Raw genomic sequence first — 21,438 nt, forward strand, 5'->3', positions numbered from 1 at the left:
GAACCATGCTGGAAGTGGATCGGGAACAGGTCGTCGCGTACCGGATCGCGCGGCAGGGGCTGCACCGCGCGGCGCGGGATGCCGCCGCGCTCGCGGTATTCGACCTCGGGCTGCAGAGCACGCAGCGGGACACCGCGGAGATCTCGGTGGCGGCGCGGTTCGACGGGTCCTTTGTGGACGACGACCGGTTCGTGCTCGCGTGGACGCACCGTGGCGCGCCGCACTTTCACCGTGCCGGCGAGTTGGCCGAGGTGACGCGCGCGTTGGTCCCGCTCGACGAGGCTGATGCGATGGCGCGGATGGGCTGGCAACGGCGCGAGGTCGAGGCGGCCGGGATGAGCGCGACGGACGGCCTGTTCACGGCGGCCAGGGCGATCCGGAAGGTGGTCGACCGGCCGATGACCAAGGGCGCGGTGAGCACGGAGATCACGAAACTCGTGCCGGCGGGCTTGTCGTACTGGTGCCGCCGTTGCCAGGCCACGCACATCCTCGAACAGGTCATGCGCCTGGCCGCGATCCACGGCGGTGCACGTCTGGAGGCGGGGGTGACGCCCGCGACCCTCGCCCCGATCGCCGGGCGGGGTCGCGTCCGCACCACTGCATCGGTTGCCGATGCCACGGCGGTGGTGGCGAGGTACTTGTCGCTGCACGGGCCCGCGACCGCCACGGAGGCGGCCGGTTTCATCGGAACCACGGCGACCACGGTGAAGAAGATGTGGCCTTCGGACCTGGTCGAGGTCCGCTTCGACGGGAGGAAGACCGTCATCCCGGCGGGCGATGCGGAGTTGCTGGCGAACCCACCGGAGCCGGACGTCGTGCGCCTGCTGCCGCCGTGGGACCCTTACCTGCAGTCGCGGGACCGGGCCACGCTCGTGCCGGACAAGGCGCGCCAGAAGGAGATCTGGAAGATCATCGGCAACCCGGGCGCGGTGCTCGCCGACGGTGAGGTGGCAGGCGTCTGGCGAACCAAAGGCAGCGGCCGGAAACGGCTGGACTTCACGATCACCGCCTTCGATCCGTTGACGGCGGCGGCGAAGAAGGCCGTGGAAGGCGAGGCGGAGCGTGTAGCGCGGGTCCGGGAGTTCGAGGATTCGCGCCTGAACTGGAAGGCATGAATATTCCATTCATTCCTACAAACTCTCGAACGTGCGGCCGAATTCGGATACGCTGAGTGCGTGATCGATGACACCGAGCGGTGGCAGCTTCCCGAGCCCGAGGTGGCCACCATGGTGCGTACACGCGTGGAGGCATTGCACCGCGCGTACGCGGCCGTGCTGGACGCGGTGGGCGTCTTTGCCGAGCGGAACATCGCAGTGGGCTTCGGTTACCGCGACACGGCGGCCTGGCTGAACGTCGAGTTGCGGCTGTCCCGCCGCGAGGCGAAAACCATTGTGGCACATGCGGAATCGGCCACACCGGCCGTGAACCTGCTCGGCGGAAAGCGCCACGCCGAGTTGGACGAGGCCGCGGCGGCACTGGGCGCGGGAGAGATCTCCCGGGAGCACTTCGACGTGATCCACCGGACCTTCGCCGAATGCCCCGGCTCGGAGACTGAGGAGAACCGGGCCTCAGCGCAGGACACGATGGTGACCGCGGCTCGGCAGATGCGGCCAGAGCAACTGAAGCGCGTCTCGGCCCGAATCCTCCATTATTGGCAGGACAAAGAACCCGCGAATCCCCCGGAGGACCGCAGCAGGAGCAACCGCGTCGAATACCGTTACGACAAGCACGGCTGGCTACGCTTCACGGGTCAACTCGACCCCGAAACCGCGGCGACCTTCGAAGGATTGCTGGGCCCATTGGCCCGGCCACGCCCGAACCCCGACGGCAGCCCAGACGCGCGCACCAGCCCGGAACGGCACGGCGACGCACTGGCGGAAATCGTTGCGCTGGCGGCGCGCGTGGAGGACCTGTCGATACAAGGCGGCGAGCGGGCCTTGATGATGATCACCGTCACCCTCGACCAGGTGCGTGACCGGCTCCGCAACGCCCTGCTCGACGTGCCCGGCCTCCGCACCCCGGAGGACGTGCGGCGCCTCGCGTGCGAGGCCGCGATCCTGCCCGCGATGTTCGCCGCCGACGGCGAACCTCTCCACCTCGGCCGGACGCAACGACTCGCGTCCCGCGCGCAACGAAGGGCACTCGCCCACCGGGATTCCGGATGCGCCTTCCCGGGTTGCACTCGCGGTCCCAAATGGACGATCGCGCATCATATCCGGCACTGGTCAGAGGGCGGAGCGACCGACCTCGACAACATGGTGTTGCTCTGCCACACCCATCACAAGATCGTTCACGACACCGAGTGGGAGGTCCGCCTCGGCGGTGGCGTCGCCGAGTTCCTCCCACCCGCCCGGATCGATCGGGCGCGAAAACCGATCCGCAACCTGGCCCACGCCGCCGGCCCACCGAAAACCTACTCGGGGAACAACAGTCCCATCGTCACCGCACGGTTCACTCGTACGTGTTCGAGCGCGCAGGCTTTCGCTCGCTCCGGATCGCCTGAGGCGATCGCGTCGTAGAGTCGCCTGTGCTCGGTCAGCAGGTCGTTCCAGTGCTCGTTCTGGCCGGTCAGCCAGGCGAGCCTGCCCTCCAGCGGGTGCATCAGGCTGGACAGCAGCCGGTGGTCCGCGACGGCCAGGATCTCCTCGTGGAAGCGGTTGTTGGCCTCCGTGATCCGCGCTCCCTGACCACTGTCAGTCGCCTCCGCCGCGCGTTTCAGGATCTCCTCCAGCCGCGCCAGCCCCGTGTCCCCGGCGCGCTCGGCGGCCAGCCCGCACGCGAGAACCTCCAGCGCCTCGCGCACGTCGAACAGCTCTTCAACGTCCACTCTGGACAACTGTCGCACCACGACACGCCGCGGCGAAGGGGTTTCCAGGAAGCCTTCGGACTCCAGTGCGCGGATCGCCTCGCGGACCGGCAGCCGGGACACGCCCAGGCCCTCCGCGAGATCACGTTCGACGAGCCGGTCGCCCGGCTTGAGCTTGCCGGTGACGATCCGCTCGCGCAGTTCGTCCACGACTCGCTGCCGCACCGCCGCCAGGGGCTTCCCCGTTAACAAGAACGCAACCCGCCTCTCCCTTGACGCCAGGACGCCAGTGTACGACAGTTTGGGATACCAAGTTTGGGATACCAAAGCACCGGGAGGTGCCATCGTGACCTCCGTCGAGACCGCGACCGGAACCGAGCCCGCCACCGGTTCCCGCTTGTACAACGAGGATCTCGCGCCCGCCAAAGAGCGCAAATGGAAGGTGTACGACATCTTCGCGCTCTGGATGTCGGACGTGCACAACCTCGGCAACTACACGTTCGCCGCCGGACTGTTCGTGCTCGGGCTCTCGGCCTGGCAGGTGTTCACCGCACTGCTGTTCGGGTTCGTGATCATCTACCTCGGGATGAACCTGATGGGCCGCGTCGGCCAGAAGACCGGCGCGCCGTTCCCCGTCGTCGCGCGGATCAGCTTCGGCACCGCCGGGGCGAACCTGCCCGCGCTCATCCGCGCCGTCATCGCGATCTTCTGGTACGGCATCCAGACCTACCTCGCCTCGGTCGCGATCACGGTCCTCGTGCTCGCCATCGATCCCGGCTTCAAATCCTGGACCGAGCACGGGTTCCTCGGCCTCAACGCACTCGGCTGGCTCTGTTTCGTCGCCCTGTGGGCGATCCAGGCGCTGATCCTGACCCGCGGCATGGAATCGGTCCGGAAGTTCCAGGACTGGTGCGGCCCCGCGATCTGGCTCGTGATGATCGCGCTCGCCATCTGGATCCTCGCCGCCGGGCACTGGAGCATCTCGTTCACCGAGAGCCCGAAAGCGCTTTCCACCGGAGAGCAGTTCCGCCAGTGGTTCGGCGCCGCCGGCCTCATCCTCGCCACCTACGGCACGCTGATGCTCAACTTCTGCGACTTCTCCCGGTTCACGCCGGACCAGAAGACTGTGCGGCGCGGCAACTTCTGGGGGCTGCCGATCAACTCGACCGCGTTCGCACTGCTCTCGGTGATCGTCACCGCGGGCAGCATGCAGGTGTTCGGCGAGGCCATCACCGACCCGGCCGAGCTGCTGTCCAAAGTGCACAGCACGCCGATCCTCATCATCGGGGCGCTCATGTTCGCCGTCGCCACGATGGGCGTGAACATCGTCGCGAACTTCGTCTCCCCCGCCTACGATCTGGCCAACATCTGGCCGAAACGGATCAACTTCAGGACCGGCGGCCTGATCAGCGCGGTGTTCGCGCTGTGCGTGCTGCCGTGGAAGCTCTACTCCAGCCCGGCCGTGGTGAACTACTTCCTCGGCGGGCTCGGCGCGTTCCTCGGCCCGCTGTTCGGGATCATGATCGTCGACTACTACCTGGTCAAGCGCGGCAAGGTGGACATCGCCGGACTGTTCGACCCCGAACCCGGTTCGCCGTATCACTACCGCCGCGGGGTCAACCCGCGCGCGATCGGGGTGTTCGTGCCGACCGCCGCGCTCACCGCGGTGATCGCGCTCGTGCCGTTCTTCGAACCCGCGGCGCCGTACTCGTGGTTCATCGGCACCGCGGTGTCCGCCGCCGCCTACTTCGCCGTCGGCAAGAGGCAGCACGCGTGAAGATCCTGGTCACCAACTGCAACACCACGGAAACCATGACGAAGGAGATCGAGGCCGGGGCCCGTGCGGCGGCGAGTCCCGGTACCGAGATCCTCGCGCGCACCCCGTCGTGGGGCCCGGAGTCGGCGGAGGGCTGGCTGGACAGCTTCCTGTCCGCCGCCGCCGTGCTGGATCTGTTGCGCACCACCGAAGACGAGTTCGACGCGGTCGTGCTGGCCGGTTTCGGCGAGCACGGCCGCGAGGGCGCGCGCGAGTTGCTCGACGTACCCGTCGTGGACATCACCGACGCGGCCGCGCATCTGGCCTGCCTGCTGGGCCGCCGCTACGGTGTGGTGACCACTTTGGACAGAACCTGCGGGCTCATCGAGGACAGCCTGCACGCCGCCGGGGTCGGTTCGCACTGCGTCGGCGTCGCCGGGTCCGGACTCGGCGTGCTGGAACTCACCGACGAGGTGCGCACCGCTTCGGCGCTGGTCACCGCGGCCCGGCGGGTACGCGACCGTGGCGCGGACGTGCTCGTGCTGGGCTGCGCGGGGATGACCGGCCTCGACCGGCGGATCAGCGCGGAGCTGGGCATCCCGGTCATCGATGGGGTCGCCGCCGCGGTCCGGCTCGCGGAGTCCCTGGTTTCCCTGGGGCTGAACACAAGCCGCGCGGGCTACCCGAAACCGCTGCCGAAGTCCCGCCGGTGGGGCCGGTCCGGCTGACTGCCCTGGCTCAGGTGTTCGAGCCGGACTGGCCGCCGTCGCCCTGGCCGGGGAAGCCACCCATCCCGCCGCCGGGGCCGTAACCGGGCATATCTCGCGGCCCGAACTGGCTGGTGTCCGACGAGCCCGTGACGTGGCCGATGATGAAGCCGACACTGCCGCCGACGATGAGCGCGACGGCCGCGAAAAGGCCGGCGAGGCCGACGGTCAGCGTCTTCGGGCGCTTGGCAGGCGGGGCGAGTGGCGCCGGGGGTACGGTCGCTGTCGCCGCCCCGCCCTGCGCGTGGGCGGTGGACGCCGCCGGTTCCGTCGGAGCTTGGGCGGCGGCCGGCTCGTGCCGCGCCGGGTCGAACGTCATCGGGTTCTCCCTGCGGAAGGTTGCTGACAAACCCGACTCTCGCCGACGAGCCTGGGAGCCCGATAAGCGGAACCTGCGAACCAGCTGTGAAGGTCAAGCCGCGACCAGGCGTACTGCCCGCCGGTACCGGGTGAGGACGAGGTCCGCCACCCCGGGATGCGCGCCGAGCGGTTCGGCCACCACATCCGCTCCCGCGGCGTCCAGCCGCCGCTGGAACAGGCCGGGGGCGAGCAGCCACGAGGCCACCGCGACCCGGCGGCCACGGCCACGGGCGAGCGCCACCGCGTCAGCCACGGAAGGCCGTGCCGTGGCGGCGTAACCGACCCGGACGGGCACGCGCAAAGCCGCGGAAAGCGCCGACGCGGCCGACCGGACCTCCACCAGCGCACGCGGATCTCCGGACCCGGCGGCGGCGAGGACGACAGCGTCACCGCGCCGGTAACCCGCCCGGTGCAGCCGGTCGCGCGCCGCCTCGATCAATTCCGGCGCGGGTCCGAAAGCCGCGGTGAGCACGGTGTCGCGATGCCCGCTCGCCTCGATCTGCGCCGGGATGTCGGTGCACACGTGATAGCCGGGGGAGAGGAAGGCGGGGATCACCACGGCGGGCTCAGGCACGCAACGGAGCACCGTCGTCACGTCCGGCTGCCGGACGTCGGCGTACGCGACGCGGACCGGCACTCCGGTTTCGCCCTGGACGCGCGCCGCGAGTGCCTCGATCACCCGGGCGCCGGCGGGATCACGGGTGCCGTGGGCGGCGAGGACGATCACCGGTCCACCGCCAACCGGTACCCGCGCTTGACCACCGTCTGCACGAGCCTCCCCTCGCCCAGCGAAGTGCGCAGCCGCCCGATCGCCGTCTCCACCGCGTGCTCCTCTCCGCCGCCAGGCAGCGCGGCCGTCAGCTCCCGCCGCGACACCACCCGCCCCGGTTCGCGCGCGAGCGCCCGCAGCACCGCCATCGGCGCGGGCGCGACCTCGCACAGCTGACCGTCCACAATGGCAGCCTGACCGCGCAGTTCGATCTGCCGCCCGGCCGCGCACAGCCGGGGCGAGCGTTCCACCAGCGACTGCGCCACCGTCCGCGCCAGCGCCCCGATCCGCGCCCGTTCGGGCTGCACCGTCGGAATCCCCAGCGCCGCCAGCGGCGCGGCCGTGATCGGGCCGACGCACGCGACGACGACCCGGTGCGTGAGCGCGTTGACCAGTGCCGCCTGCCTGCTGGTGCGCTTGGCCATCGCGAGCATGCTGGCCGCGGCGGGCGCGCTCGTGAAGGGCATCGCGTCGATCGAACCGTCCAGCACCGCGTCCAGCAGCCGGTCGAGCGGGCCCGGATCGGCGGGACCCACCCACCGGTACACCGGTACCTCGATCACCTTCGCACCCGCCGCGCGCAGCGAGTCCACGAAGTACGGCAGGGGCTCGCCGTGCAGTTGCACCGCGACCCGCTGACCGTCCACACCGGAATCCAGCAGATGCTGCAGCAGCTCCGCGTTGCTCTCCGAGACCGGCGAGTATTGCTCCCGCAACCCGGCCGCGCGGATCGCACCTCGCGCCTTGGGGCCGCGGGCGAGCAGCGTGGCCTTGTCCAGCTGGTTCAGCAACTGCTCACCGAGCCCCCAGCCCTCCGCCGCCTCCACCCAGCCGCGGAACCCGATCCCGGTGGTCGCGACCACCACGTCGACCGGATCGTCGAGCAGGCCCGTGGTGGCCGCGTGCAACTCGGTGTCGTCGGCGAGCGGCACGATCCGGATCGCGGGCCCGTAGCGGACCATGGCCCCCTTGCGGACCAGCAGCGCGCCGAGTTCGTCGGCGCGCCGGGCGGCGGTGATACCGACGGCGAACCCGGCGAGCGGCGGGATGGACTCGGGCCCGGTCATGGGGATACGTGCACCACACCGTCCACGACCTGCACCGGGTACGTGCGGATGGCCACGGACTCGTCGTCGAGGCATACCCCGGTGCGCAGGTCGAACCGCTGCTTGAGCAGCGGCGAGGCGACGAACGGCGTGCCGCCTGCCTCCCCGACCAGGCCACGCGAGAGCACCGCCGCGCGCGCGAACGGGTCTATGTTGGACAACCCGTAGCACTCGCCTTCGGCGGTCAGGAAGATCGCCACCTGCCTGCCGTCGGGCAGCAGCGCCGCGACCCCGCGCCCCGGGATCAGCCTCGCCATTTCGCATACCGCGACCGTGCGGGTCTCCATCGCCGTCATCGCGACATCACCTCCGGAACGCCCAGCAGCACGGGAACCTTCTGTTCCCGCTCCACGTCGAACGAAATCGTCGGATCCGGCGTGCCGGGCGCGTTCACGAACGAGGTGAACCGCGCCAGCTTGTCCGGATCCTCGAGCACGCCGCGCCACTCGTCGGCGTAGTTCTCCACGTGCTTGGCCATGGCGGCGTCGAGCTCTTCGCAGATGCCCAGCTTGTCGTCCACGATGACGTCACGCAGGTGATCAAGACCGCCGTCCAGCTCCTCGATCCACGGGGCGGTGCGCTGCAGCCGGTCTGCCGTCCGCACGTAGAACATCAGGAACCGGTCGATGTAGCGGATCAGCGATTCGGAGTCCACATCGGACACAAGTAGCCGCGCGTGCCGCGGGAGCGTACCGCCGTTGCCGCCGACGTAGAGGTTCCAGCCCTTCTCCGTCGCGATGACGCCGAAGTCCTTGCTGCGCGCCTCGGCGCATTCCCGGGCACATCCCGACACACCGGACTTGAGCTTGTGCGGCGAGCGCAGGCCTCGATAGCGCAACTCCAGCTCCACGGCCATCCCGACGCTGTCCTGCACGCCGTACCGGCACCAGGTCGAACCGACGCACGACTTCACCGTGCGCAGCGCCTTGCCGTAGGCGTGCCCGGATTCGAAGCCTGCGTCCACCAGCCGCTTCCAGATATGTGGCAGCTGGTCGACCGTCGCCCCGAACATGTCGAGCCGCTGCGCGCCGGTGATCTTGGTGTACAACCCGAACTCTTCGGCCACCTCGGCGATCACCTTCAGCTTCGCCGGCGTGATCTCGCCGCCCGGCACGCGCGGCACGACCGAGTAGGTGCCGTTGCGCTGCATGTTCGCCAGGAAGTGGTCGTTGGTGTCCTGCAGGCTCGCCTGCTCGCCGTCGAGGATGTGCCCGCCGGCGCCCTGCGTGGTGCCGACGGTGGCGAGGATGGAGGCGACCGCCGGTTTGCAGATCGCGCAGCCCGAACCGGTGCCGTGCTTGGCGATCAGCTCGCCGAACGTCGTGATCCGGGTGGCCTTGACGATCTCGAACAGCTCACGCCGCGAGTGGGCGAAGTGCTCGCACACCGCCGTGGACTGCTCGACCCCGCACGCGTCGAGCAGCTTCGACAGCATCGGGACACACGAACCGCAGGTGGTGCCTGCCTTGGTGAAGCCCTTGACGGAGGCGACGCTGGCACAGCCCTGCGTACGGATGGCGTCGGTGATCGCCCCCTTGGTGACCGCGTTGCACGAGCAGATCTGCGCCTCGTCGGGCAACGCGTCGACGCCGACCGCACCCGAAGCGCCCTCGGGAGCGACCATCGCCGCCGGATCCGCCGGGAGCGGCCTGCCGACGAGCGGGCGCAGCATGTTGTACGCGCTCGCGTCACCGACCAGGACGCCGCCCAGCAGCGTTCGCGGCTCGTCTCCGGAGACCACGAGTTTCTTGTAGTACCCGGAAACCGCGTCGGCGAGGACGACTTCGAGCGCGCCCTCCGTGGTGGCGTGGGCGTCGCCGAAACTCGCCACGTCCACGCCCATCAGCTTCAACTTTGTCGACATGTCGGCGCCGGGGAACTCGCCGCCCTTGCCCAGAAGCTGAGCCGCGACGATCTCCGCCATCGCATAACCGGGCGCGACGAGCCCGTAGCAGCGGCCCTCGAGCGCGGCACATTCCCCGATCGCCCACACGCCGGGGTCGCTGGTGCGGCACGAAACATCGACGAGAACACCGCCACGCTCACCGACGTCGAGCCCGGCCTCGCGGGCCAGATCGTCACGCGGGCGCACACCGGCGGAGAACACGATGAGATCCAGGTCCAGCTCGGTTCCGTTGGTGAGCACCGCGCACAGCCGGTCACCGTCCCGCTCGATCCGCTCCGCCGACGTTCCCGTGTGGACGGTCAGATCGAGCTCGGTGACGAGCTTGCGCAGCAGGCTCCCGCCGCCGTCGTCGACCTGGATCGGCATCAGCCGCGGTGCCATCTCGACGACGTGCGGGGAAAGACCCATGTCCCGCAAGGCCTTCGCGGCCTCCAGGCCGAGCAGCCCGCCGCCGACGACCATCGCGGACGCGCGCCCCCGCGTGCGCGCCTTGGCGCTGTCCACGGCCGCGCGGATCGCGTCCAGGTCCTCGATCGTCCGGTAGACGAAGCAGCCCGGCAGATCGTGTCCCGGCACGGGTGGGACGAACGGCCGCGAACCGGTCGCGAGCACCAGCGCGTCGTAGGACTCGGTGCGCCCGCCCGTGGTCGTCACCGTCCGCCCGGTGCGGTCGATCTTCACCACCGGATCACCGAGGTGCACCTCGACCCCGGCATGCTCGCCGAGGTCGAGCGCCTGCGCGTCCCATCCGTCCACATAGGATGTGAGCGCGACCCGGTCGTAGGCCGGCCGCGGCTCTTCGGCGAGCACGACGATCCGCCAGGCACCCTCGGTGTCCTCGGCACGCACGGCCTCCACCAGGCGGTGGCCTACCATCCCGTGCCCCGCGACGACCAGCGTCCGCGTCATCTCTCGTTCCTCCTAGCGGTATTTCTCAAACCTGGGACCCGGCCAGCGCGAGGCCCCGCTCGGTCACCGGGGCGGTCGACTTGCGCAGGTAGACGACCCAGGTGAGGACGAAGCACACGCCGTAGAAGGCGAGGATGCCGACGAACGCCCCCACCCCGCTCTTCGTGGCGAGGAAGGACTGCCGGAAGGCCAGGTTGATCAGCAGGCCGCCGAACGCACCGAACGCGCCGGCCAGGCCGATCAGCGCACCGGAGAGCTTCCGCGCCCGCAGCAGCTCCGCCGCCTCGTCGGCACCCGCGACGATCGCCGCCTTCGCCTTGGCCCGGAAGATCGCCGGGATCATCTTGTAGGTCGAGCCGTTGCCGATCCCGGTCAGCACGAACAGCACGATGAACGCGGTGGTGAACAGCGCCAGGGAGTCCACGTTCGACGCGACGATCAGCAGCACGGTCATCACCGCCATGCCGACGAAGTTCCAGAACGTGATCCGGCCGCCACCGACCTTGTCCGAGAGCCAGCCGCCGACCGGTCGCGACAGCGAGCCGACCAGCGGACCGAGGAAGGTCACCGCGGCCGCCTGCAGCGGGGTGCGGCCGAACTGGTTCTGCAGCACCAGTCCGAACGCGAAGCTGTAGCCGATGAACGAGCCGAACGTGCCGATGTAGAGGAAGGACATCACCCAGGTGTGGGCGTCCTTCATCACCTCGCGCATGCCCTTGCGGTCGTTGCGGACCGAGGAGATGTTGTTCATGAACAGCGAGGCACAGGCCGCGGCGATGACGATCAGCGGGATGTAGATGGCGAGGATGAGCCGTGGCGCCGAGGTACCGGTGGTCGCGATGATCAGCAGGCCGACCAGCTGGATCACGGCCACGCCGACGTTACCGCCGCCCGCGTTGAGGCCGAGCGCCGTGCCCTTCTCCCGCTCCGGGAAGAACGTGTTGATGTTCGTCATCGACGAGGCGAAGTTCCCGCCGCCGAATCCACAAAGGATGGACACGACCAGGAACACCCCGAGCGGCGTGCCCGGGTGCATCACGATCGCCGCCACGATCGACGGGACCAGCAGCAGCAGGGCGCTGATGATCGTCCAGTTGCGACCGCCGAACCTGGCGACCGCGAAGTTGTACGGGATCCGGACGCAGGCGCCGACCAGCGTCGCGATCGAGGTCAGCAGGAACTTGTCGGCGGCCGAGAGATGGTAGGCGGGACCCATGAACAGCACCAGCACCGACATCAGGGTCCAGACGGAGAACCCGATGTGCTCGGTGAGGATCGAGAACCACAGGTTCCGGTTCGCGATCTTCTTCCCGGTCGCCGCCCAGAACCCCTCGTCCTCGGGGTCCCAGTGCTCGATCCAGTGTTTGCCGTGGTGAGTGGTCTCAGCAGTGGTCATTGTCGGGCTCCTGTCAGGAAGTGGTCGCGAGCCAGTCGGTGATGCCGCACACCGTGTCCCGGCAGCTGCCGCAGCCGGTGGTCGCCCTGGTCACCGAGGCGAGTTCGGTGACTTCGGTGGCCCCCGCGCGGAAGGCTTCGATGAGCCGCCCCTTCGTCACGGAGTTGCAGCGGCACACCACGGCGGAGGCGGGCAGGTCGGCCGGGCCGGCCGCGGCCGGCGTGCCCGAGGGCAGTGCGCGGCCGAGCAGGACGGCGAGACGGTCGGCGGGAACGGGCACCCCGCGGTCGTAGAGCTGGGTGATGGTGGCGGCCGCGTCGGGGGCGCCGAGGAGGATCGCTCCGGTGACGCGGTCTTCGCGGATCACGAGTTTCGTGTAACGGCCGCCGGTCGGGTCGGTCAGGGACAGGACTTCGGCGTCCGGATCGTGCACGTCGGTGTGCGCGTCGCCGAGCGCGGTGAGATCGATGCCGCGGGCCTTGAGCTTGGTGACCACCCGGGTTCCCTGGTAGCGCGAGGAAACGCGGGCGCCGGTGAGCAGATCGGCGAGCACAGCCGCCTGCTGCCACGCGGGTTCGACGAGCCCGGACACGGTGCCCGGATGCTGGGCACAGTCCCCGAGCGCGCAGATCCGCCCGTCGCTCGTGCGTAACGTGTCGTCGACCACGATGCCGCGGTCGACGGTCAGCCCGGCACGCCGGGCCAGTTCGGTTTCCGCGCGGACACCCGCGGAAACCACGACGAGATCGGCGGCGACCTTGCTGCCGTCGTCGAGCTTGAGCCCGCTGCCGGGCAGGTACCGGGCGGCGGCGGCGTTGAGGCGGAAATCGATCCCGTGCGTGGCGAGCAGCCGCGTGAGCACGTGACCGCCCCCGGCGTCGAGTTGCCGCTCCATCACATGCCCGGCCGGATGCACGACGGTGACGAGGTTTCCGCGCCCCGCCAGGCCGCGCGCCGCTTCCAGCCCCAGCAGACCGCCGCCGAGCACGGCGACGGGAGCGCCCACCTTCGACTCGGCGAGAATGCGTTCGCAGTCTTCGAGCGTGCGGAAGGCCACCACCCCGGGCGCGGGCGTGCCGTCCTCGCGGGCAAGCCCCTCGACCGGCGGGAGCCAGGGCTTGCTGCCCAGCGCGAGCACGAGCGCGTCATAGTCCACTTCGGACTCGTCGGACAGCGTGACCACCCGGCGCTCGCGGTCGATGTCCACCGCGGCAACCCCGGTCCGGAGATCGACGTGATGCTCCTCCGCCCAGGCGGGCTCGTGCAGCAGCACCAGATCCGGCTGCATCGTCCCGGCGACGACCGCCGACAGCAGCACCCGGTTGTAGGCGTGCTCGGATTCCTCGCCGACGACCGTCAGCGCGACCCGGCTTCCGTCCGGGTCACGACGGCGGATCTCGTCCGCCAGCCTGGCCCCGGCCATGCCGTAGCCGAGCACGACCACCTTGCGCGGGCTCATGCGGGCACCTTCCCCAGTGCGACCGCACAGACCTTGAACTCGGGCATCCGGCTGGACGGGTCCAGCGCGGGGTTGGTCAGCAGGTTCGCCCGCTGGGCGCCCGCGAAGTGGAAGGGCAGGAACACCAGATCCGCCCGCATCGAGGAGACGCACCGCACGCGCGCGGTCATCTCACCGCGCCGCGAGGAGAGCCGCGCCCATTCTCCGTCGCTGAGCCCGAACCGTGCCGCCGTGTCGGGATACACCTCGACGTAGACCTCCGGGACGGTTTCGGTCAGTTCCGCGACCAGCCGGGTCTGTGCCCCGGACTGGTAGTGCTGCAACACGCGGCCCGTCGTGAGCTGCAAGGGAAACTCGTCATCGACGGGCTCGGCGGGGCCACGGTGCTCGACCGGGACGAACCGCGCGCGCCCGTCCGGATGCGCGAACCGGTCGAGGAACATCCGCGGAGTGCCTTCGTGCCCCGCACCGCGAACCGGCCAGTACAGGGCTTCGCCCGCGCGCAGCCGCTCGTAGGTGATCCCGGAATAGTCGGCGACGCCGCCCCTCGAGGCCTCGCCGAGCTCGGTGAACACCGCTTCGGCCTCGACGGGGAAACGCCCGGCCGGCTGCCCGAGCCGGGTGGCGAGTCCGTTGAGGACTTCGAGATCGGTCCGCACACCTTCCGGGGGCTCGATCGCCCGCTGCCGCAACAGAACCCGGCCTTCGAGGTTCGTCATCGTGCCGCTCTCCTCGGCCCACTGCGTGATCGGCAGCACGACGTCGGCGAGCGCGGCGGTCTCCGACAGGACGAGATCGGACACCACGAGAAAGTCCAAAGAAGACAGCCGCTTCGCGACATGCGCCGAGCGCGGCGCGGAGACGACCACGTTGCTGCCGAACACCATCAGCGCCTTCGGGCCGGTCTCGGTGCCCAGCGCGTCGAGCAGTTCATACGCGGACCGCCCCGGTCCGGGCAACGAATCAGCCGGCACACCCCACACCTCCGCCACATGCTCGCGTGCGGCCGGATCGTCGATCCTGCGGTAGCCGGGCAACTGGTCCGCCTTCTGCCCGTGCTCGCGCCCGCCCTGGCCGTTGCCCTGGCCGGTCAGGCAGCCGTAACCCGAGCCCGCGCGGCCGGGCAGTCCCAGTGCCAGCGCGAGGTTGATCCACGCGTTGACGGTGTCGGAGCCGCTCGCGTGCTGTTCGGTCCCGCGCGCGGTCAGGATGTAGGCGTTGCGGGCGTTCGCCAGCCATTCGGCCGCGCGACGCTGGTCGGCGGCGGCGACGCCGGTCACGCGCTCGGCCCGCTCAGGCCACCACCGCGCCACGATCCGCCACACCGCGTCGAACCCGCGAGTCCGTTCATCCACATAGGACCAGTCGACGTGCCCGTCGGCGACCGCCGCGTGCAGGATGCCCAGTGCCAGCGCGAGATCGGTGCCCGGCGAGGGCGCGAGGTGCAGGTTGGCCTGCTCGGCGGTGGGCGTGCGGCGCGGGTCCACCACGATCAGATCCGGAACGGGGCGCAGGTGCTGCATGAACGGCGGCATCGTCTCGGCCGGGTTCGCGCCGACGAGCAGGACCGCGTCCGCGCCCGCGAGGTCGGTGAGCGGGAACGGCAGACCGCGATCGAGCCCGAACGCCTTGATCCCCGCGGCGGCGGCCGAGGACATGCAGAACCGGCCGTTGTAGTCGACCTGCGAGGTGCCGAGGGCGATCCGGGCGAACTTGCCGAGCAGATAGGACTTCTCGTTGGTCAGCCCACCGCCGCCGAACAGCGCGGCCGCGTCCTTTCCGTACCGCGCCTGGATTTCGGTGAGCCGGCGCGCGATCAGATCGAGCGCGTCGTCCCAGCCGGCCGGCACCAGCCTGTCGTCGACCCGGATGAGCGGGCTGGTCAGGCGCGCGGGCGAGGTGAGCAACGCGCCCGAAGTCCAGCCCTTCTGGCACAGCCCACCGCCGTTCGCGGGAAACTCGCGCGGCGCGACAGCGGTGCCCGACACGGTCATCCCGCACTGCAGGGCGCAGTAGGGGCAATGGGTGGCCGTGTTCACCCGCTGATCCACGGTCAGCGTCACGCGCACCTCCTCACCTCGACGACTTTCGACGGTAAGGAAGGCGTGTTACCCGAAAACGCTTGAATGTTTCAGGCGTTTGACATTGCTCGCCAACTGGGCGCGGGTGGCGGTGAGAACCCGCTGCTCACAGCAGTTCGCTCACCCAAGCGGCGGCGGCGCGCAGCCCGTCGAGCGAGGAAGCCGTGGCGCGGGGGTCGAGCGCATTGCCCGCGAGCCGGAACAGCAAGGCACGCAACAGAAGCTGTGACCACTCGGGCAGATGTGACCAGCGTCTCAAGAACTCGAGATCGGCGCCGCCCCAGGCGACGGCGTCCACCGCGACGACGGCGGCACCCCATTCGGCGGGCCGGTAGTAGGGCTCGAAGTCGACGATCCCGGGTGGGGACGGTCCGTCGAACAGGACGGCACCGAACAGGTCACCGGGAACGACCTGGTCCGGCAGCCGCACGGGTCTTCGCGCCACCGCGAGGACTTCGAACCAGCGCCCGCCCTTGCGTTCCTCGACCGGCACGTCGGCCTCGCCCCAGGCGATCCGGTCGGCCAGCGCGTCGGTGCCCTGGCGGCGGCTGAAGAAGTCCGGACGCGGGAGCTTCGCGGTGGCCTGCGCGAGTTTCAGCGCGGCGAGCATCGTCTCGTCATGCCGGTGCTCGCGCTGCCCTTCGAGGTACCGGCCGGCCGCCCAGCCCCCGACGATCCAGCGCCCGTCGGTCGCGCGTACCGGCCGCGCGATCCGCAGATCGGGCACGACGAGGCGGCCGAGCACGTTCGCCAGCCAGACTGTGCGTGCCTTGTCCGTGACTGGTTTGAACACCAACCTGCCGCACCGCCAGGCGGGACCGCCCGGTATCCGCTCAGGTACTCCCTGTGCACCGAACGCGTTCAGCACGCGCTGCGGCACGGGGGAACGGGACGGCACGCGGCGAGATTACCGCCATTTCTCGGCCAAACGGCACGTGCGGAGGCCACCGGGATGGCAGGGTTCCGGCTCATGCGGATCATCGCCGTCCAACTGGCCGCCATCTGGGTGGCCGGCATGATCGTCGCGGCCGGGGCTTCGTGGCTCTTCGTCGTCGCGGCGTTCGTGCACGCGCCGGTGCTGACGCTGCCCGCGGTGCTCGCGATGTTCGGCCTGGTCTACGTGATCGGCTGCCTCACGCCGGACGCGAGCACGCTGTCCGCGCGGGCGCCCCGGCGCCTGCTTTGGGCGGCTCTCATCACGATGCCCGGTGTGCTGGGCGGGATCCTCATGCCGGGCGTGCTCGCCGGGCTGCACTTCGGTGACCTGGGGCTCGGCAGCGTCGTCTTCCTGAGCCTGCCGTTCCTGCTCATCGCCGGCGCGCTCACCACGAACCTGCCGGTCCGGATCACCGCCGGTGTCCTCGTCGTCGCGCTGATCTGCTGCGGCATCTGGCTGCCAGAAGGCGGCGACACGCTCACCGCCTTCTGGCAGAACACGTTCCGCTGACTCAGTACACCGGCAGGCTCTGGTCGATCTGCTTCGCCCAGGCCAGGACGCCACCGCCGAGATGCGTCGCGTCCTTGAAGCCCGCGCGGTGCAGCGCGGCGAGTGCCTCCGCCGAGCGGGCGCCCGACTTGCAGTGCAGCACGATCGGCTTGTCCTGCGGCAGTTCCGAGAGCGCCTCACCGGAGAGGATCCGGTCCTTCGGGATCAGCTTGGCGCCCTTGATGTTCACGATCTCGTACTCGTGCGGCTCGCGAACGTCGATCAGTTCGAACTCCTCGCCCGAGTCGAACTTCGCCTTCAGCTCCGCCGGGGTGATGGTGCTGCCCGACGCGGCCTGCTGCGCCTCGTCGGAGACCACACCGCAGAACGCCTCGTAGTCGATCAGCTCGGTGATCTTCGGCGTCAGCGGGTCCTTGCGGATCTTGACCTCGCGGTACTTCATCTCCAGCGCGTCGTAGCTGATCAGGCGGCCGAGCAGCGGCTCACCGATCCCGGTGATGAGCTTGACCGCCTCGGTGACCATGATCGACCCGATGGACGCGCACAGCACGCCCAGCACGCCGCCCTCGGCGCACGACGGCACCATGCCCGGCGGCGGCGCCTCCGGGTAGAGGTCGCGGTAGTTGAGGCCCTGGCCGTTCGGCGCGTTCTCCCAGAACACGCTCACCTGGCCCTCGAAACGGAAGATGGAGCCCCAGACGTACGGCTTGTCCAAAAGCACCGCGGCGTCGTTGACCAGGTACCGGGTGGCGAAGTTGTCCGTGCCGTCCAGGATCAGGTCGTAACCGCGGAAGACGTCGAGCGCGTTCTCGTTGGTCAGCTGCTCGTTGTGCAGGATGACGTCGACGAACGGGTTGACCTCGGCGATCGACTCCTTGGCCGACACCGCCTTCGGCTTGCCCACGTCCGACTGACCGTGGATGATCTGCCGCTGCAGGTTCGACTCGTCCACGACGTCGAAGTCGATGACACCGAGCGTGCCGATCCCGGCCGCGGCCAGGTACAGCAACGCGGGGCTGCCGAGGCCGCCGGCACCGATGACCAGCACTTTGGCGTTCTTGAGCCGCTTCTGCCCGTCCATCCCGACATCCGGGATGATCAGGTGCCGGCTGAACCGGGCCACCTCTTCCTTGGTGAGCTCGGCGGCCGGCTCGACGAGCGGCGGCAGCGTGCCTGACATCGGTCCTCCAAATCGCGCGGATCGCGTGGTCGCGTCTCCCAGTATCCACAACACGACGCGGAGGCCACGTCTTCCCAGATAGTGGTCACCTTCCCCTGGCTACCCCGGCGGCGCGCTGTCGCCCAGGTCGAGCACCGGCCACGCGTTCGGTTTGCAGACCTTCCCGTCGGTCGGGACCGCCTTCGAGTTGTAGATGTCCACCTTGTTCAACTGGGCCACGTAGTCGTTGCTCACCCCGAACGTCTGCTGCATCATCACCGGGGCCAGCGCACCGTCCTGCTGGCAGCCGACGTGACTCTTGCCGAGCGCGTGGCCGACCTCGTGGTTGATCGCGTACTGGCGGTACGTGCCCATGTCCGCGCCGAAGGCGAGCGCCCCGCGCACCCAGCGCGCCAGATTGATGATCACGCTGTGGTGGAAGCCGCGGATGTAGCACGAGGTCGGGAACGGGATGCCGAACCCGCACAGGTCGGCGCGCGTCGCGGTGTCCGGGCTGGTCAGGCGCACCCGGAAGTCCGGATCCGGGTCGCGCGCGTCGACCCGCTGCAGGCTCACCTTGCCGGTGCCGATCCAGCTGCGGGTGTCGGACAACGTGGCCTCGGCCGTGCGCGCGAACGAGTCGTCGCCCGCGTAGCTCGACGGATCGATGCCGTCCTCGACCTCGATGGTGTAGCGGTACAGCCGCCCTGTCGTCCCGGCTCGCTTGCCGCTCGTGCCGTCCTCCGCCAGCGGGACGACATGCCAGGTGCCCTTGCCTGCCTGCGTGAACGCGCCGCCCGGCGGCAGCGGCGCCGTCGGCACGTTCAGGTTCGGCGGCAGCGCGGGTTGCTCGCTCACCTGACTGCCCGCGGTGAGGCCGTTGCTGTCCGTGCCGACGGAACCCGGCACGTCCTGCGCCGGTTCCCGCGCGGTGTTGAAGACCACGAGCGCCGTGATGACCACCAGGATCGGCAACGCGTACACGCGCCAGCCGTAGGCCTTCGTGACCTGGCGAAGCCGGTTGCGCTCCCGGCGGGACTTCCGCGCCTGCTCGGGCGTCTGCTCGAGCTGACCTGGCGACGGGCGCCACGAAGCGCTCAACGGTTCGCCGGAAGTCCGCTTGCGGCCCCGCTCGTAACGATCACCCGGGAGCCCCTGCGAACGGCGTGCCGAAACCCTCTGCCTCTCGTTCTGCGCGCCGCTCGACACCCGGTTCACACGGACAAGCGTGCCACACGCGGCCTCTACAGCGCACCGCGACCACCCGGGCACAGAACGGATTTTTCTCACCCGGGCGGCCTACCAGGCGTTCCCGTCCACTCGCTCCCACATACCCAAAATCGCTTTCGCCACGGTGGCGGGTCGCTCCATTTGGGCGACATGGCCCGTCCGCGGCAGGACCAGCAGCCGGCCTCGCCGCAGTGCGTTCGCCGTCCGGCTCGCGTGCCGTACGGAGATCACCCTGTCCTGCGTGCCCCATACGACGAGCGAGGGCATGCTCACGCGGGGTGCAACCGACCACAGCGACGAAGCGCCGCGGGCGAACCATGCGCGGAAGATGCCGAACGTGCTCGCCGTCATCGCCGCGTTCGCCCACCTGAGCCTGGCGCGGGCGGAGTGCTCCTCGGCCAGCTCGTCGAGCCGGTGCTCGGGGAACGAGTCCGGGTCGGCGAAGCACAGCTTGATGACCTGCGCCGCCCGTTCCCGCGGGGTCAGCCCGGCCAGGCGGCGACGGACCCCGCGGCCGATCAACGGCAGCATCGCCAGCGCCATCAGCGGGTCCGACAACCGCCGCGGATCGGGCCTGCGGTCCGGCATCGCGGGCGAGATCACGGTGAGCGTGCGCACCAGGTCCGGCCGCCGGGCCGCGAGCAGCAGCGCGACCGCACCGCCCATCGAGTTGCCGACCAGATGCACCGGCCCGCCGCCGAGCCCCTCGACGAACTTGGCCAGCTCGTCGGCGTGCTCGTCGAGGCCGAACCGGAAACCCCGCACCGGTTCGGAGAACCCGAACCCGGGCAGGTCGACCGAGACGCCGTTGGCGAACGGCGAGAGCAACATCGCCAGATCGGTCCAGTTGGTCGAAGACCCGCCGAGACCGTGCACGTACACGACGGTGGCCTCGGCGGAACCAGGGGTGCGGCGCACATGGAGGGTCACGCCGCCGGCGGTTTCGAGGCCGCCCGGCCACGGAGGCAACTTCGGGTCGAGCGCGGGCAGCGAGGCCTTCGAAAGCGGCACATGCGTGACCGGTGAACGTCTGCCGGATGTGGCGTCCCCGGTCTGTGGAACGGTGTCGGTCATCAATCCAGCATGCAACCGGAGGCCCGGCCTTGGCGACTCGCCGGTACCGGCGGTACGGCTGGAGCCACGGCGTCGCGCGCGGAGGCATTTGGCGCTACCCGGAGCGCTCGCCGGCACTGCGCCGGTTGGGGCGGATGGGATTACCTCGGAACTTGTCGCGAGTTCGGCTACTTTCCGTAGCGCCGTAGGGGAACTCCCTGGTCAAGCAGGACGCGCGCGACTTCGAAGATATTTCCCGCGTCGACGCTCACGCACGAGCTGGGATCTGGCACGTCACCACAACGCCCACGATCCGGTACCGGCGGGTAATCTCGAACGGGTTGAACCGGGAGGAAAGCATGACGGACATGGCGCCCGCACAGCAGCGCGGGGTGCGTCTGCCGCGTACGGAGCGGCGCGCGCAACTGCTCACGGCGGCGCAGCGCGTGTTCTCCGCGAACGGCTATCACGCGGCGGCGATGGACGAGATCGCCGAGCAGGCCGGGGTGTCCAAGCCTGTGCTGTACCAGCACTTCCCCGGCAAGCTCGATCTGTACATCGCGCTGCTGGAGAGCCATGTCGACGAACTCGTCGGGCGGGTGCAGGGCGCGCTGAACTCCACGACCGACAACAAGCAGCGCGTGCAGGCCGCCGTCGGCGCGTTCTTCGACTTCGTGAGCAATGACGCCGGTGCGTTCCGGATGGTCTTCGAATCCGATCTGCGCGGTGAGCCGGCGGTGCAGGACTCGGTGGACAGGGCGACGTCGGCCAGTGTCGACGCGATCACGGAGACGATCACCGCCGACGCCGGTCTCGACGAGGCGAAGGCGCGGCTGCTCGCGGTCGGCCTCGTCGGGCTGAGCCAGGTGAGCGCCCGGTTCTGGCTGACGCACCACAGCACGATGAGCCAGGAGGAGGCCGTCGCACTGACCGCGACGCTCGCCTGGCGCGGGATCGGTGCGGGCTTCCCCCTCCAGCAGCAGGTCAACCGCGGCGAGTAGTCAGACCGTGTCGATCCGGAAGACCGCGACCTTGTCCGCGGCGGCCGCGAACTGCGCGGGGTCGGGCCCGGCGACCAGGCCCATCCGGACGAACATCGGCACCCCGTGCGGGACCTCCCGCGGAAACGCGCACATCACCTCGCGCCGCAACTCCGGGTCGGTGATCTCGGTCAGCGTCACCGGGCGCGGGCAGCCGCCGATTTCGGGGCGGCCGCCGACGCCGTCGACGAGGC

General features: G+C 69.9%; 20 protein-coding genes. 6 read left to right on the forward strand and 14 right to left on the reverse strand.

Annotated features, from left to right (window positions below; genetic code table 11):
- Window positions 1-5 precede the first annotated feature (5 nt).
- The gene (locus FG385_RS22555; protein WP_139098757.1) at window positions 6-1,115 is read left to right on the forward strand and encodes a winged helix DNA-binding domain-containing protein; all 1,110 of its coding nucleotides are present in this window, start codon (window positions 6-8) and stop codon (window positions 1,113-1,115) included.
- A gap of 60 nt (window positions 1,116-1,175) precedes the next feature.
- On the forward strand, window positions 1,176-2,519 hold the full coding sequence (locus FG385_RS22560) for an HNH endonuclease signature motif containing protein (RefSeq protein ID WP_139098758.1): 1,344 nt from the start codon (window positions 1,176-1,178) through the stop codon (window positions 2,517-2,519).
- Here the strand turns inward: FG385_RS22560 and FG385_RS22565 are convergent.
- Window positions 2,414-3,031, reverse strand: a complete 618-nt coding sequence (locus FG385_RS22565) for a GntR family transcriptional regulator (RefSeq protein WP_407645530.1) — start codon at window positions 3,029-3,031, stop codon at window positions 2,414-2,416. The genes FG385_RS22560 and FG385_RS22565 overlap by 106 nt on opposite strands.
- A gap of 121 nt (window positions 3,032-3,152) precedes the next feature.
- Between FG385_RS22565 and FG385_RS22570 the strand changes: the two genes are divergently transcribed.
- Together FG385_RS22570 and FG385_RS22575 are read left to right on the forward strand one after the other, a co-directional pair.
- Window positions 3,153-4,583, forward strand: a complete 1,431-nt coding sequence (locus tag FG385_RS22570) for an NCS1 family nucleobase:cation symporter-1 (protein WP_235022729.1) — start codon at window positions 3,153-3,155, stop codon at window positions 4,581-4,583.
- Window positions 4,580-5,290, forward strand: a complete 711-nt coding sequence (locus FG385_RS22575) for an aspartate/glutamate racemase family protein (RefSeq protein ID WP_139098760.1) — start codon at window positions 4,580-4,582, stop codon at window positions 5,288-5,290. Before FG385_RS22570 ends, FG385_RS22575 begins: the two co-directional genes overlap by 4 nt.
- A gap of 10 nt (window positions 5,291-5,300) precedes the next feature.
- Here the strand turns inward: FG385_RS22575 and FG385_RS22580 are convergent, their stop codons facing one another.
- From FG385_RS22580 to FG385_RS22620, 9 genes are all read right to left on the reverse strand, one after another.
- Window positions 5,301-5,648, reverse strand: a complete 348-nt coding sequence (locus tag FG385_RS22580; RefSeq protein ID WP_139098761.1) for a hypothetical protein — start codon at window positions 5,646-5,648, stop codon at window positions 5,301-5,303.
- A gap of 93 nt (window positions 5,649-5,741) precedes the next feature.
- Window positions 5,742-6,416 carry a sirohydrochlorin chelatase gene (locus FG385_RS22585; protein ID WP_139098762.1) on the reverse strand — a complete coding sequence of 225 codons (675 nt, stop codon included), beginning with the start codon at window positions 6,414-6,416 and terminating at the stop codon, window positions 5,742-5,744.
- On the reverse strand, window positions 6,413-7,525 hold the full coding sequence (locus FG385_RS22590) for a uroporphyrinogen-III synthase (protein WP_139098763.1): 1,113 nt from the start codon (window positions 7,523-7,525) through the stop codon (window positions 6,413-6,415). The genes FG385_RS22585 and FG385_RS22590 overlap by 4 nt, the downstream gene beginning before the upstream one ends.
- Complete coding sequence (gene nirD / locus FG385_RS22595; RefSeq protein ID WP_139098764.1) at window positions 7,522-7,860, reverse strand: nitrite reductase small subunit NirD; 339 nt, start codon at window positions 7,858-7,860, stop codon at window positions 7,522-7,524. Before nirD ends, FG385_RS22590 begins: the two co-directional genes overlap by 4 nt.
- Window positions 7,857-10,379: a nitrite reductase large subunit NirB gene (gene nirB, locus FG385_RS22600; protein ID WP_139098765.1), complete on the reverse strand. Its 2,523-nt coding sequence runs from the start codon at window positions 10,377-10,379 to the stop codon at window positions 7,857-7,859. Before nirB ends, nirD begins: the two co-directional genes overlap by 4 nt.
- Before the next feature lie 25 nt (window positions 10,380-10,404).
- Complete coding sequence (locus FG385_RS22605) at window positions 10,405-11,775, reverse strand: nitrate/nitrite transporter (RefSeq protein WP_139098766.1); 1,371 nt, start codon at window positions 11,773-11,775, stop codon at window positions 10,405-10,407.
- 13 nt (window positions 11,776-11,788) lie between these two features.
- Window positions 11,789-13,234, reverse strand: coding sequence for an FAD-dependent oxidoreductase (locus FG385_RS22610; protein WP_139098767.1), 1,446 nt, complete (start codon window positions 13,232-13,234; stop codon window positions 11,789-11,791).
- Complete coding sequence (locus FG385_RS22615) at window positions 13,231-15,228, reverse strand: molybdopterin oxidoreductase family protein (RefSeq protein ID WP_139098818.1); 1,998 nt, start codon at window positions 15,226-15,228, stop codon at window positions 13,231-13,233. Before FG385_RS22615 ends, FG385_RS22610 begins: the two co-directional genes overlap by 4 nt.
- A 193-nt stretch (window positions 15,229-15,421) precedes the next feature.
- A complete protein-coding gene (locus FG385_RS22620) occupies window positions 15,422-16,213 on the reverse strand; it encodes a TIGR02569 family protein (protein ID WP_139098768.1) in 792 nt (263 codons plus the stop codon).
- 54 nt (window positions 16,214-16,267) lie between these two features.
- Here FG385_RS22620 and FG385_RS22625 point away from each other — a divergent pair, with 54 nt between their 5' ends.
- On the forward strand, window positions 16,268-16,762 hold the full coding sequence (locus tag FG385_RS22625) for a hypothetical protein (RefSeq protein ID WP_139098769.1): 495 nt from the start codon (window positions 16,268-16,270) through the stop codon (window positions 16,760-16,762).
- A gap of 1 nt (window position 16,763) precedes the next feature.
- On the opposite strand, the gene moeZ is transcribed toward FG385_RS22625, so the two are convergent.
- The 3 genes from moeZ to FG385_RS22640 all read right to left on the reverse strand — a co-directional run bounded on the left by moeZ (window position 16,764) and on the right by FG385_RS22640 (window position 20,225).
- The gene (gene moeZ, locus FG385_RS22630) at window positions 16,764-17,942 is read right to left on the reverse strand and encodes an adenylyltransferase/sulfurtransferase MoeZ (protein WP_139098770.1); all 1,179 of its coding nucleotides are present in this window, start codon (window positions 17,940-17,942) and stop codon (window positions 16,764-16,766) included.
- Between the two features lie 99 nt (window positions 17,943-18,041).
- Complete coding sequence (locus FG385_RS22635) at window positions 18,042-19,139, reverse strand: DUF3152 domain-containing protein (RefSeq protein ID WP_139098771.1); 1,098 nt, start codon at window positions 19,137-19,139, stop codon at window positions 18,042-18,044.
- An 81-nt stretch (window positions 19,140-19,220) separates the two neighbouring features.
- A complete protein-coding gene (locus tag FG385_RS22640; RefSeq protein ID WP_139098772.1) occupies window positions 19,221-20,225 on the reverse strand; it encodes an alpha/beta fold hydrolase in 1,005 nt (334 codons plus the stop codon).
- 338 nt (window positions 20,226-20,563) lie between these two features.
- Between FG385_RS22640 and FG385_RS22645 the strand changes: the two genes are divergently transcribed.
- A complete protein-coding gene (locus tag FG385_RS22645) occupies window positions 20,564-21,205 on the forward strand; it encodes a TetR/AcrR family transcriptional regulator (RefSeq protein ID WP_139098773.1) in 642 nt (213 codons plus the stop codon).
- Here the strand turns inward: FG385_RS22645 and FG385_RS34455 are convergent, their stop codons facing one another.
- Complete coding sequence (locus FG385_RS34455) at window positions 21,206-21,385, reverse strand: hypothetical protein (protein ID WP_200834603.1); 180 nt, start codon at window positions 21,383-21,385, stop codon at window positions 21,206-21,208.
- Window positions 21,386-21,438 lie beyond the last annotated feature (53 nt).

This window comes from Amycolatopsis alkalitolerans, from assembly GCF_006152065.1.
In the GTDB taxonomy this organism is placed as follows: Bacteria; Actinomycetota; Actinomycetes; order Mycobacteriales; family Pseudonocardiaceae; genus Amycolatopsis_E; species Amycolatopsis_E alkalitolerans.

Coding starts and splice junctions, on each gene's coding strand:
- FG385_RS22555 (WP_139098757.1), top strand. CDS start 6: ATGCTGGAAGTGGATCGGGAACAGGTCGTCGCGTACCGGATCGCGCGG.
- FG385_RS22580 (WP_139098761.1), bottom strand. CDS start 5,648: ATGACGTTCGACCCGGCGCGGCACGAGCCGGCCGCCGCCCAAGCTCCG.
- FG385_RS22590 (WP_139098763.1), bottom strand. CDS start 7,525: ATGACCGGGCCCGAGTCCATCCCGCCGCTCGCCGGGTTCGCCGTCGGT.
- nirD (WP_139098764.1), bottom strand. CDS start 7,860: ATGACGGCGATGGAGACCCGCACGGTCGCGGTATGCGAAATGGCGAGG.
- nirB (WP_139098765.1), bottom strand. CDS start 10,379: ATGACGCGGACGCTGGTCGTCGCGGGGCACGGGATGGTAGGCCACCGC.
- FG385_RS22605 (WP_139098766.1), bottom strand. CDS start 11,775: ATGACCACTGCTGAGACCACTCACCACGGCAAACACTGGATCGAGCAC.
- FG385_RS22610 (WP_139098767.1), bottom strand. CDS start 13,234: ATGAGCCCGCGCAAGGTGGTCGTGCTCGGCTACGGCATGGCCGGGGCC.
- FG385_RS22615 (WP_139098818.1), bottom strand. CDS start 15,228: ATGACCGTGTCGGGCACCGCTGTCGCGCCGCGCGAGTTTCCCGCGAAC.
- FG385_RS22625 (WP_139098769.1), top strand. CDS start 16,268: ATGGCAGGGTTCCGGCTCATGCGGATCATCGCCGTCCAACTGGCCGCC.
- moeZ (WP_139098770.1), bottom strand. CDS start 17,942: ATGTCAGGCACGCTGCCGCCGCTCGTCGAGCCGGCCGCCGAGCTCACC.
- FG385_RS22640 (WP_139098772.1), bottom strand. CDS start 20,225: ATGACCGACACCGTTCCACAGACCGGGGACGCCACATCCGGCAGACGT.
- FG385_RS22645 (WP_139098773.1), top strand. CDS start 20,564: ATGACGGACATGGCGCCCGCACAGCAGCGCGGGGTGCGTCTGCCGCGT.